At 69.1% G+C, this 12,741-nt stretch carries 5 protein-coding genes and 1 pseudogene; 4 read left to right on the top strand and 2 right to left on the bottom strand.

Features of this window, described 5'->3' with window-relative positions:
• Window positions 1-89: 89 nt before the first annotated feature.
• Window positions 90-2,263, bottom strand: a pseudogene (locus OG390_RS35495) (hypothetical protein); the annotation flags it as partial.
• A 509-nt stretch (window positions 2,264-2,772) separates the two neighbouring features.
• Window positions 2,773-5,391: a glycosyltransferase family 1 protein gene (locus OG390_RS35490; protein WP_406173565.1), complete on the bottom strand. Its 2,619-nt coding sequence runs from the start codon at window positions 5,389-5,391 to the stop codon at window positions 2,773-2,775.
• 372 nt (window positions 5,392-5,763) lie between these two features.
• Between OG390_RS35490 and OG390_RS35485 the strand changes: the two genes are divergently transcribed.
• The 4 genes from OG390_RS35485 (at window position 5,764) to OG390_RS35470 (ending at window position 12,741) form a co-directional block, all read left to right on the top strand.
• Window positions 5,764-6,966 (top strand): S8 family peptidase, encoded by a 1,203-nt coding sequence (locus OG390_RS35485; protein ID WP_406173563.1) that lies wholly within the window; start codon window positions 5,764-5,766, stop codon window positions 6,964-6,966.
• Window positions 6,967-7,161: 195 nt separating this feature from the next.
• Entirely contained in the window at window positions 7,162-9,336 is a 2,175-nt protein-coding gene (locus tag OG390_RS35480; protein WP_406173561.1) for a maltotransferase domain-containing protein, read from the top strand.
• The gene (gene treS, locus OG390_RS35475; RefSeq protein WP_406173559.1) at window positions 9,333-11,036 is read left to right on the top strand and encodes a maltose alpha-D-glucosyltransferase; all 1,704 of its coding nucleotides are present in this window, start codon (window positions 9,333-9,335) and stop codon (window positions 11,034-11,036) included. Before OG390_RS35480 ends, treS begins: the two co-directional genes overlap by 4 nt.
• Before the next feature lie 283 nt (window positions 11,037-11,319).
• A complete protein-coding gene (locus OG390_RS35470) occupies window positions 11,320-12,741 on the top strand; it encodes a maltokinase N-terminal cap-like domain-containing protein (protein WP_406173557.1) in 1,422 nt (473 codons plus the stop codon).

The raw sequence follows: 12,741 nt of genomic DNA, 5'->3' as shown, positions 1-12,741 counted from the left end.
AAGTCATGCGCGCGCTCACGTCGAGCCGCACCCAGTGCGTCACGGTGCGGACAGCCGCGTCGCCAGCCGCCCGCACCCACCGCCGGTCAGTCGCCCACGCGTTCCTCGATCTGCTCCCAGCCGGCCATCGCGCCGGTCCACACGCGTATCTCCGCGACCCGGCCCGGCAGACAGTGCTGCCAGGCACCGCCGGTGAAGCCCTTGCCGACCGCGAAGTCGCCCGAGCCCACCTTCGCGGTGAAGGTCTTGACGTCGTCGTTCTGCGTGTGCCCCAGATAGAGGCTGATCGTGCCCGCCTGCGCATCGAAGACGCCCGTCAGCCGCACCATGCCGTCCAGCAGTGCGGACTCGTCGGACGCCACCGCGCTGAACGTGCCATCAGCATTGAGCCGACCGAAGCGCCAGAACCCAACGGGCACGGTCTTCTCCTCGAAGGTGTCCGGGTCCGTGATGGTCTGCTTGCCCGTCAGCTCGTACCAGAGCCCCCACGCGGACCCGTCCGCCGTCCGCTGCCCCAGCACCTGCCCGCTGTACCCGACGTCCTTGGCCGCGAGCTTGTCCCCGTCCAAAGACGCCAGCGCGGTCACCGTGAACGACCCCGTGCCGTCCACCAGCGGCCCGGCCGCCGTGGCCGCGTCGTCCACCCCGTCCAGCACGATCGACTCACCGTCCAGCGACGCCCCGCCCGCAAGCGTCAGCGACCTGCCGTAACCCGACACGGTGTCCGTGATGGTGGTGCCACTGCCCCGCTCGCCCCACCAGTCGCCGACCAGCTCCACCGCCGCATCCTGCTCCGAGACCATCAGACGGGCCTCGTCGGAGACCTCGCGACCGCTCAGTGTCCGCTGCCATACAGACACTTCGTCCGCGGAGCCCTGCAGATAGTCCGTGTAGGCGTCCGCGTACATCCCCCGGCCGATCTGCAGCGGGCCCTTCGCCTCCCAGGCGGTCCCGGCGTCCACCGTGGCCTGCAACTTCCCGTTGAGGTAAAGGCTGATCTTCTTGCTCTCCGCGTCGTGCACCCCGACCACATGGGTCCACACCCCGCGAGGAGTCGCCTGTTTGGCCTTGGCCTCGCGGAAGGCCCCGTCACCGGCCAGCACACGCATGCTCCAAGTGTTGTCCCCTCCGCCCCCGTACGACAGCAGCAACGGGCTGTACTTCTTCGCGAACGGACCGGCGGACGCCGGTGTCTGGCTCAGCACCGTCAGCGTGTGCGCCGCACTGGGATCAACACGCACCCACGCCGACACCGTGTACGAGGCGGAAGTGTCGAGCACCTGATCAGCGGTCGCCGCATACCCGGACGTGCCGTTGAGACCGAGCCCCTCGTCGGTGACCGGTGTAGCCAGCAGCTGACCCTGCGCGTCACGGGTCAGCCAGCCGCGGCGACCTCGCTTGTCCCGGACGGCACCCCCGGCAAGCGTCGCATCATGCCCTGTCGTGCCGACGGCCGCGGAGGAGTCGATCGCGGCGCCGTCGGATTCGGCGAAGTGCCACCGCCCCACCGGGCCGGCACCGTCATGCACCGCGAAATCCACATAAGCCCAGGCACCGGCACGGCCCGAACCGACATTGTCCCGGCCACGGACGGAAAGATGGTAGGTAGCCGCGTGATCAGGAGTGATGACAGCCTGCCAGCCGACGAAGTACGGGCTCCTCTCGTCAAGGTTGACACAGACCCACTCAGCAACCCCCGCTTTGCACACCTTCTTCGCATTCGCCCAGGGCCCCGAATTCAGGCTGTACTCATAGGCCACGTTGTTCGTGTCACCTTCAGCGGCCTTGAACGTGAAGGTCGCGCTCTGACCGGGACCGCCGCCCGCCACACAGTCGTTGGTCGTGCACTCCGAGTACGGGGAGCCGACCGTCACCTGTGGCGCCTTCGGCCGGGTCGGGTCGACCTCGAAGTAACACCAGCCCGTCGTGGACGCGTTCGAGGGCCCGGACAGGTAACTGCTGCCGCCGTTGGACCGACCGAGCCGTCCGCACGCTTCTCCAACGTCGCGTCGGGCGCCTGCCAGCCACCGCCGGACTTGGCGACCCGCACCGGGACCGCCGACTCCTCGAGCGTGAAGGTGTAACCGTCGGGGTTGGCGTACACCGTCGTCCGCTCGGAACGCTCCCCCGTCACCTCCACCCGCTGCCCCGACGACTGGGCCTCCGCCAGGGCCTGTTGTCCCTCCGTCAGTGGCGCGGGATCCGACTCCGCAGCGGCGGCGTGCGCCTCCGGCACCGGGAGTGCCAATGTCGCGACCAGCATGGCGAACGCGGCCGCCGCAACGCTGGACGCCCTGCGCCCTCCCTTATGTCTCCGGCGCCCTAACGCGCCCCGCCCGCCCCACCCCACCGACACAGAACCCCGCCCCCACAGTCACAAGATCTTCATAGGTCGCCAGGATTCAAACTTCCTTTTCACCTTCCGTCAAGGATGCAACTTGAGCCACAGCAGCACCTCTTGGCGCTCCAGCAAGTCAACTTTGCGCTCTTCGCGGCGACTTGACCTGGCCATGATCGATCAGACACGTCATCGTGCGAACAGGGGGCATACGCGGGAGGGAACTTTGCTCCTGGATCGGGGGAATCCAGGCGAACGCAGGCGAACCCACCAGATCACACCATCAGCACCCGAGTCACACCTCAAGCGGACTTTCGGCAGATGCCCCCGTCAGGGCCGGGGACTGGAAGCGGGGGGTCGGCCGACCCCCCGCTTCCAGTCCCCGGCCCTGTTCAGCGCAAGCTCATGACGTCAGAGCAAGCCCCTGACGACCGTCACCGCATCAGAACCCCCGCCCCCTCCCCCATCTCCTCCGACGGCACCGCCACCAGACCCACCTCCGCGCTCGACGCGAGCAAGCGGTGCGTGGGCAGGATCCGCACCGTGTAGCCGAAGGGGCCGGTGCGGTCCAGGGAGAGCGGGCCCTCGTACGCCCAACGCCCCTCCAGGTCCGGGCCGCCCGCCGGTTTCAGCGGCACGCACACCGCGTCCGCGATGCGGTCGTCGGAGTCGACGCGGCCCGCGACGGCCTGCACCTCGACGTCGTCCGGGGCAAGCTCGCCGAGGCCGACGCGGACGCGCAGGGACAGGGTGGTGCCGAGTTCGGCGGTGGTCGTGGCGGAGGAGGCCTCGACGTGGTCGACCGTGACCTGCGGCCAGGCGGAGCGGACGCGGGACTTCCACGCGGCCAGCTCGCGGGCCGTGTCCGCGGTGAGCGAGCGGTGGGCGCGGGCCGCCGGGGTGTACAGGCGCTCCACGTATTCGCGGACCATCCGGCCCGCGAGCACCTTCGGGCCGAGATGGGTCAGCGTCCGGCGAACCATCTCGATCCAGCGGTCGGGCAGGCCACCCTGGCCCCGCTCGTAGAAGCGCGGGGCCACGCGCTGTTCGAGCAGGTCGTACAGCGCCGCCGCCTCCAGGTCGTCGCGGCGGTCGTCGTCGGTCGCCGTGCCGTCCGCCGTCGGGATCGCCCAGCCGAAGTCGGGCTGGAACCACTCGTCCCACCAGCCGTCCAGGACGGACAGGTTCAGGCAGCCGTTGAGCGCCGCCTTCATGCCACTCGTTCCGCAGGCCTCCAGCGGGCGGAGGGGATTGTTCAGCCAGATGTCGCACCCCGGGTACAGCTTCTGTGCCATCGCCATGCCGTAGTCCGGCAGGAACACGATCCGGTGGCGTACCCGTGGGTCGTCCGCGAACCGGACCAGCTCCTGGACCAGCCGCTTCCCGCCGTCGTCCGCGGGATGGGCCTTGCCCGCGACCACGATCTGGATCGGGCGTTCGGCATGCAGCAGAAGGTCCATCAGACGGTCGCGGTCGCGCAGCATCAGGGTCAGTCGTTTGTACGAGGGCACGCGGCGCGCGAAGCCGATGGTCAGGACGTCAGGGTCCAACACCCCGTCGATCCACCCCAGTTCGGCCGTTCCCGCGCCGCGCTGGCGCCAGGACGCGTACAGACGCTCCCTCACCTCCAGCACCAACTGCTCGCGCAGCACCCGCCGCAGATCCCAGATCTCCTGGTCCGCGATGTCGGCCACCGCGTCCCAGCGGTCCGAGCCGCCGACCGTCAAGGCGTCCTCGGTACGCTGCGCGCCGATCTGCCGGGCGCCGAGCCGGAAGACTTCCGGAGCCACCCAGGTGGGCGCGTGCACACCGTTGGTCACCGAGGTGATCGGGATCTCCTCCGGGTCGAATCCCGGCCACAGGCCCGAGAACATCTCCCGGCTGACGTGACCGTGGAGCAGCGAGACCCCGTTCGCCCGCTGGCCGAGGCGCAGCCCCATCACCGCCATGTTGAAGAGGTTCGGCTCGCCTCCGGGGTAGGTCTCCATGCCGAGGCCCAGGATCCGTTCCACGTCGATGCGCGGGAGTTCGGCGTCCGTACCGAAGTGGCGGGCCACCAGCTCTCGGTCGAAGCGGTCGATGCCGGCCGGGACAGGGGTGTGGGTGGTGAAGACCGTGCCGGCCCTGACCGCCTCCAGGGAGGACTCGAAGTCCATCCCCTGGTCGGCGAGTTCGGCGATGCGCTCCAGGCCGAGGAAGCCCGCGTGGCCCTCGTTCGTGTGGAACACCTCGGGCTGCGGGTGGCCGGTGAGCCGGCAGTACGTCCGTACCGCGCGCACTCCTCCGATGCCGAGGAGCATCTCCTGCAGCAGCCGGTGTTCGCTGCCGCCGCCGTAGAGCCGGTCGGTCACCCCGCGCTCGCCGAGGTCGTTCTCCTCGACATCGGAGTCGAGCATGAGGAGCGGGACGCGGCCGACCTGGGCCAGCCAGATCCGGGCACGCAGCGCACGGCCGCCGGGGAGGGCCAGCGAGACCTGGGCGACGGTGCCGTCAGAATCGCGCAAGGGCATCAGGGGCAGCTCGTTCGGGTCCAGGACCGGGTAGTGCTCCTGCTGCCAGCCGTCGCGCGACAGGGTCTGCCGGAAGTAGCCGTGCCGGTAGAGCAGACCCACGCCGATCAGCGGAACACCCAGGTCGCTGGCGGCCTTCAGATGATCGCCCGCGAGGATGCCGAGGCCCCCGGAGTACTGCGGCAGCGCGGCCGTGATGCCGAACTCGGGCGAGAAGTAGGCGATGGCGGCGGGCAGTTCGGAGGACTGGGACTGGTACCAGCGGTCGCCGGTCACATAGTCGCGCAGATCGTCGGCGACCGCGGAAAGGCGGCGCAGGAAGCGGCGGTCCTCGGCGAGCTCCGCGAGCCGCCCGGTCGACACGCTGCCCAGCAGGCGTACGGGGTCGCCGTCCGAGGCGGCCCAGCGCTCCGGGTCGACGGACTGGAAGAGGTCGCGGGTCTCGGCATGCCAGGACCAGCGGAGGTTGCGCGCCAGGTCACTGAGCGGGTGAAGGGCTTCGGGGAGTACGGGTCGAACGGTGAATCTGCGGATTGCCTTCACGAGTTCCACCTTCACGGAGGACGTAACGGAGGACGTAGGCGGCAGGAGGGCGTACGTGGCAGGACGCGCGCCGAAGAGGGACACACGCCCTTGTGCGTCCTTCGTCACCCACGACGGTAGCGGCGAGGGTGCCTTCGCGACACGGCGCATCGAGGCCCGGACAGTCGATCGGGCGGACTGCGCGACTTCGGCGAGAATTCGCCGCAACCTTCACGTGTACGTCACGGGCGATATGGCCGATTCCGCCCTCCTGGGCGACCTTGTGGCGCTTCACACCGCACGAGAGGCTCGCCAGGTGGCGTACGGCCGGACTCGGCCCACACCGGTCTGCTCCGATGGCCGTACGCCGAGTTGAGGAGGGGAACTCAAGTCATGGCACAGACGAGAGAGAGGCGTCTGCGCTGGGCGGGAGGCCTCACCGCGGTCACGACGGCCGCGGTGCTTTCGGCCATCACCCTGCCCGCGCACGCCGCCCCGGAGGGGCAGATACTCGGCGCCGGCGATCCCGGTTCCGTCAGCGGGAGTTACATCGTGACACTCAAGGGGGGAACACAGGCTCCGTCGTCGACGGGAAAGAGCATCGCCGAGAAATACGGGGCGAGAATCAGCCACACCTACGGAACGGCCCTCAACGGCTACGCCGTGAAGGTCAACGAGAAGCAGGCCCGGCGGCTCGCGGCGGACTCCCGCGTGGCCTCGGTCGTGCAGGACACCCGGGTGGCGCTCGACCACTACCAGAAGAACCCGCCCTCCTGTGGCCTTGACCGGATCGACCAGCCGAACCTGCCGCTGGACAAGGGCTACACCTGGCCCGAATCGGCGGGCGCCGGCGTGACCACGTACGTCATCGACACCGGCATCCGCATCACGCACAAGGACTTCGGCGGCCGGGCGAGCTACGGCTGGGACTTCGTCGACAACGACAGGTCGGCCAAGGACGGCAACGGGCACGGCACGCATGTCGCCGGGACCATCGTGGGCACCAAGTACGGCGTGGCCAAGAAGGCCGAGGTCGTCGCCGTCCGCGTCCTGGACAACGCAGGCTCCGGCACCACCGCCCAGGTCATCGCGGGCATCGACTGGGTGACCAAGCACGCGAAGAAACCCGCCGTGGCGAACCTGAGCCTGGGTGGGTACGCCAACGCACAGTTGGACGCCGCCGTACGCAACTCCATCGCATCCGGCGTGACCTACGCGGTGGCGGCGGGCAACGACGGACTTCCGGCCATTCTCTACTCCCCGGCCCGGGTCTCGCAGGCCCTCACGGTCGGTGCGAGCGACAAGTCGGACGCACGGGCGAGCTTCTCGAACACCGGTTCAGCGCTCGACCTGTTCGCGCCGGGTGTGGCGATCACCTCGGCGTCGTACGCGAGTGACACGGGGAAGGCGACCTTCTCCGGTACGTCGATGGCGAGCCCGCACGTGGCGGGCGCGGCCGCGCTCTATCTGGCCGACCATCCCAGGTCCACGCCCGCCCAAGTGGCCAAAGCGCTGGTGAAACAGGCCGTCTCGGGGAAGATTTCGGCCGCCGGGCTCGGCTCACCGAACAAGCTCCTGCAGGTCGACAACCCCTAGCGGGCCCGGGGACACCGACCGGCCTCGACCTCTCAGGACGAGGCCGGTCTTGTGTGTAGACATACGCGTGAGTAGTTAACAAAGTGCCGGATTGCCCACCCGAATAGGGTGGGAAGGCTCCTCCGGTACGCCCCGCAGGCCCCACCTCCCCACACCGTCATCCGCCCACCCAAGTTGACGCGGACAGGAGCGGTCATGCCCGCAACGCACCACACGTCGCCACCCCCGACGACCACCCCCGACGCACCGCCCGTACGCACGACCGAAGCCGATTCCCGCACCACGGAGAAACCCTCCGCCGAGACCGGGGCCGAGACCCGCGCCGGCACCACCGGCACCACCGGCACCACCAGCACCATCAGCATCACCGGCACGACCGTGGGGCGCATCCCCGTCCTCGACGTCCGCCCGATCGTCCTCGGCGGCCGTCGGCCCGCGAAGGCGGTGGTCGGCGAGTCCTTCGAGATCTCGGCCACGGTCTTCCGCGAGGGCCATGACGCGGTCGCCGCGAACGTCGTCCTGCGTGATCCGGACGGCCGCACCGGCCCCTGGAGCCCGATGCGTGAACTGGCTCCGGGCACCGACCGCTGGGGCACCACGGTGTCCGCGGAGAAGGCGGGCCGCTGGACGTACACGGTGGAGGCGTGGGGCGATCCGATCACCACCTGGCGGCACCACGCGGGCATCAAGATCCCTGCCGGGATGGACACGGAGCTCGTCCTGGAGGAGGGCGCCCGGCTGTATGAGCGGGCGGCCACCGCAGTGCCGAAGAGCAAGGGCCGCCGGGACACGATCCTGCGGGCCGTCGACGCGCTGCGCGACCTCGCGCGCCCCGCCTCGGCCCGGCTCGCCGCCGCCCTCACCCCCGAGGTCGACAAGATCCTCGCCCGCCATCCGCTGCGTGAACTCGTCACGTCTTCACAGCCGTTGCCCCTGCTCGTGGAGCGGGAGCGGGCGCTGTACGGCTCCTGGTACGAGTTCTTCCCTCGCTCGGAGGGCACCCCGCAGCGGCCTCACGGCACATTCCGTACGGCCGCCGAACGCCTGCCCGCGATCGCGGAGATGGGCTTCGACGTCGTCTACCTGCCCCCGATCCATCCCATCGGCACGACCTTCCGCAAGGGCCCCGACAACACCCTGTCCGCGGGCCCGGACGACGTCGGTGTGCCCTGGGCGATCGGTTCCCCGGAGGGCGGCCACGACGCGGTCCACCCGGACCTGGGCACGATCGACGACTTCGACGCGTTCGTACGCCGGGCCGCGGATGTCGGCCTGGAGGTCGCCCTCGACTTCGCGCTCCAGTGCTCCCCCGACCACCCGTGGGTGGACAAGCACCCCGAGTGGTTCCACCACCGTTCGGACGGCACGATCGCCTACGCCGAGAACCCGCCGAAGAAGTACCAGGACATCTACCCGATCGCCTTCGACAAGGACATGCCGGGCCTGGTCCAGGAGACGCTGCGCGTGCTGCGGCACTGGATGAGCCATGGCGTACGGATCTTCCGCGTCGACAATCCGCACACGAAGCCGGTGGTGTTCTGGGAGCAGGTGATCGCGGAGGTCAATCGCACCGACCCCGACGTGATCTTCCTGGCGGAGGCCTTCACCCGCCCCGCGATGATGCACACGCTCGCGGCGGTCGGCTTCCAGCAGTCGTACACCTACTTCACCTGGCGCAACACCAAGGAGGAGCTGACCGACTACCTCACCGAGCTGTCGGGCGAGACGGCCGCGTACATGCGGCCCAACTTCCTCGTCAACACCCCCGACATCCTGCACGAGTTCCTGCAGCGCGGCGGTCGGCCGGCCTTCGAGGTGCGGGCGGTTCTCGCCGCGACGCTGTCGCCGACCTGGGGGATCTACAGCGGGTACGAACTCTGTGAGAACACCCCGCTGCGCGACGGCAGCGAGGAGTATCTGAACTCGGAGAAGTACCAACTGCGGCCGCGCGACTGGGAGTCGGCGGAGCGTGACGGACGTGGCATCGCGCCATTGGTGGGCGCGCTCAACGCGATCAGGCGGCGCAGCCCCGCGCTGCGTCAGTTGCGCGACCTCCATTTCCATCACACGGACAAGGAGGCGGTGATCGCCTACTCGAAGTCCGTTGCGGACGCACGCGGTTCGAACACGGTTGTGGTGGTGGCCAACCTCGACCCCCACCACACCCAGGAGGCCACGGTCTCGTTGGACATGCCGCAACTCGGCCTGGACTGGCACGAGTCCGTGCCGGTGCGCGACGAGCTCACCGGCGAGACCTACAACTGGGGCAGGGCCAACTATGTGCGTCTCGAGCCGGGGCATAGGCCCGCGCACATCCTCACCGTCCTGCGACCGTCCTCACCGCAGATCGGAGGGTCACCCACAACATGATCGTCAACGAGCCCGTCCCGGACACGTTCGAGGACACACCGGCCAGGGACCGCGATCCCGATTGGTTCAAACGCGCCGTCTTCTACGAGGTCCTGGTCCGCTCCTTCCAGGACAGCAACGGCGACGGCGTCGGCGACCTCAAGGGCCTGACCGCGAAGCTTGACTACCTCCAGTGGCTGGGCATCGACTGCCTGTGGCTGCCCCCGTTCTTCAAGTCCCCGCTCAGGGACGGCGGGTACGACGTCTCCGACTACACCGCCGTCCTGCCCGAATTCGGTGACCTCGCCGACTTCGTCGAGTTCGTCGACGCCGCCCACCAGCGCGGCATGCGCGTGATCATCGACTTCGTCATGAACCACACCAGCGACCAGCACCCGTGGTTCCAGGAATCGCGCACCAACCCCGACGGCCCCTACGGGGACTACTACGTCTGGGCCGACGACGACAAGCAGTACCAGGACGCCCGCATCATCTTCGTCGACACCGAGGCCTCCAACTGGACCTTCGACCCCGTCCGCAAGCAGTACTTCTGGCACCGCTTCTTCTCCCACCAACCGGACCTCAACTACGAGAACCCGGCCGTGCAGGAGGAGATGATCTCCGCGCTGCGGTTCTGGCTGGACCTCGGGATCGACGGCTTCCGGCTCGACGCGGTGCCGTACCTCTACCAGGTCGAGGGAACCAACTGCGAAAACCTTCCGGCGACCCACGAGTTCCTCAAGCACGTGCGCAAGGAGATCGACACGCACTATCCGGACACGGTGCTGCTGGCGGAGGCGAACCAGTGGCCGGAGGACGTGGTCGACTACTTCGGCGACTTCCCCTCCGGCGGCGACGAGTGCCACATGGCCTTCCACTTCCCCGTCATGCCACGCATCTTCATGGCCGTGCGCCGCGAGTCCCGCTACCCGGTGTCGGAAGTCCTCGCCAAGACCCCCGCCATCCCCTCCGGCTGCCAATGGGGCATCTTCCTGCGCAACCACGACGAGCTGACCCTGGAAATGGTCACCGACGAGGAACGCGACTACATGTACGCGGAGTACGCCAAGGACCCGCGCATGCGCGCCAACATCGGCATCCGCCGCCGGCTCGCCCCCCTGCTGGACAACGACCGCAACCAGATCGAACTCTTCACCGCCCTGCTGCTGTCCCTGCCCGGCTCACCGATCCTCTACTACGGCGACGAGATCGGCATGGGCGACAACATCTGGCTCGGCGACCGCGACGCCGTGCGCACCCCGATGCAGTGGACCCCCGACCGCAACGCCGGCTTCTCCTCCTGCGACCCCGGCCGCCTGTTCCTGCCCACCATCATGGACCCGGTCTACGGCTACCAGGTCACCAACGTCGAGGCGTCCATGTCATCGCCCTCCTCGCTGCTGCACTGGACCCGCCGCATGATCGAGATCCGCAAACAGAACAAGGCGTTCGGCCTCGGCTCCTACACCGAACTCCAGTCGTCGAACCCGGCGGTGATCGCCTTCCTGCGCGAGTACAAGGACGACCTGGTCCTGTGCGTCCACAACTTCTCCCGCTTCGCCCAGCCCACCGAACTGGACCTGCGGGCGTTCAACGGGAGGCACCCGGTCGAGCTGATCGGCGGGGTGCGATTCCCGGCCATCGGTGAGCTGCCCTACCTGCTCACCCTCGCAGGCCACGGCTTCTACTGGTTCCGGCTGCGTCGCGACCACGGTGAGTAGTGATACCGTTACGACGTTCTGTTCATCAGAACCCGAGACCGCCGGGCGGGTGGCTCGGTCATCAACTGCGCGCGCTCGTCGCGCGAAACCTCACCGAGTGATCGGACAGGACACGCCACCGACTCGGGTGGCGTGAACGCCAATGGTTCCGGCTCCGCAACTCGCTCGCCGGTCGTGGCTCGCGGCCACAATTGAGGGCGGGACGGTTTTCCCCGTCCCGCCCTGGGCACCCTTCACGAAACCCGACGCTCCTCCGCCGCACGACGTGGAAGGGACGCACGCCATGTCGGAAGCCGCAACCCACTCCTCCACGGCCGCCGTCGCGCGCCCCGAACTGCTCGCGTCCCTCGATCCACTGCTGCGGGAGTGGCTGCCGCGGCAGCGGTGGTTCGCGGGCAAGGGGCGTCCGGTGACTGGATTCTCACTGGTGGGAGGGGTGGAACTCCTACCGCCCACGGCCAACTTGGGCCTGCTCCACCTGCTCGTCTGCGCACATCAGCCGCTCACCCCCGCCCAGGGTGCCGCCCCGCACCCCGGGGACTGCTACCAGTTGCTGATAGGCGTGCGCGAGGCGCTGCCGCCACGGCTGGCGCCCGCGCTCATCGGGCATCTGGAGGAGGGTCCGCTGGCCGGCCGGACCGTGTACGAGGCGCTGTACGACGCCCGGCCCGCCGACGTGCTCCTCGAAGCGATCCGCACGCGGGCCCGCATCGGCGATCTGCGCTTCGAATGCGCCCTGCGCCAAGAGATCAGGGGCGGTTTGGTGCCGCGGCTGGTCACCTCGGAGCAGTCCAACTCCTCGATCATCTACGGAGATACGTTCATCCTAAAGCTGTTGCGGAGGATCGTGCCGGGCAACAATCCGGACCTGGAACTTCCGCTGGTACTGGCCCGCGAGGGCTGTGCGCGCGTGCCGGCCCCGGCGGGCTGGCTGCTGGCCGACCTGGCCTCCGACCACGACTCCTACGTATTGGGCGTACTCCAGCCCTTCGTGCAGGGCGCCACGGACGGCTGGGAACTGGCGCTGCGCGAGCTGGCCAAGGGTGAGGACATCGGCGACGTCAGTGGCTTCGGTGACGAGGCGCGGGCACTGGGCCGTGCCACCGCCGAGGTGCACACGGCGCTGGCCCGCGCGCTGCCCACGGTCACGCTGGGCCACGCGCAGATGGGGTTGCTGGCCGACGGCATGACCGAGCGCCTGGAGGCGGCCGCACGGGCGGTGCCCGCGCTGCGTTCCTACGCTCCCGGGTTACGGACCGCCTTCGAGGCGCTGGCCGACCTCGCCGCCGAGGGCCGTACCTGGACCGCGCAGCGCATCCACGGCGATCTGCACCTCGGCCAGTGCCTGCGCGCGCCGTCCGGGGAGTGGTCCCTCATCGACTTCGAGGGCGAGCCGTCGAAACCCCTCGCCGAACGCCGCATGCCGCAGCCTCCGGCGCGGGACATCGCGGGAATGCTCCGCTCCTTCGACTACGCGGCCCACTCGCACCGTCCTGTGGCGGCCGGCTGGGCCGACGCCTGTCGGGCCGCGTACTGCACCGGCTACGCCGAGGTCTCCGGCGCCGACCCGCGCACCGACCCCGTACTCCTGCGCGCCTACGAAACGGACAAGGCCGTCTACGAAGTCCTGTACGAGGCCCGGCACCGGCCCGACTGGCTGCCGGTGCCGATGGCGGCGATACGCCGACTCGCCGCATCCCCCTGA

The sequence above is a fragment of the Streptomyces sp. NBC_00996 genome (assembly GCF_045162675.1).
Classification (GTDB): domain Bacteria; phylum Actinomycetota; class Actinomycetes; order Streptomycetales; family Streptomycetaceae; genus Streptomyces.
Note: the sequence above shows the minus strand (reverse complement) of the source record. Positions and strands in the feature narration are given on the sequence as shown.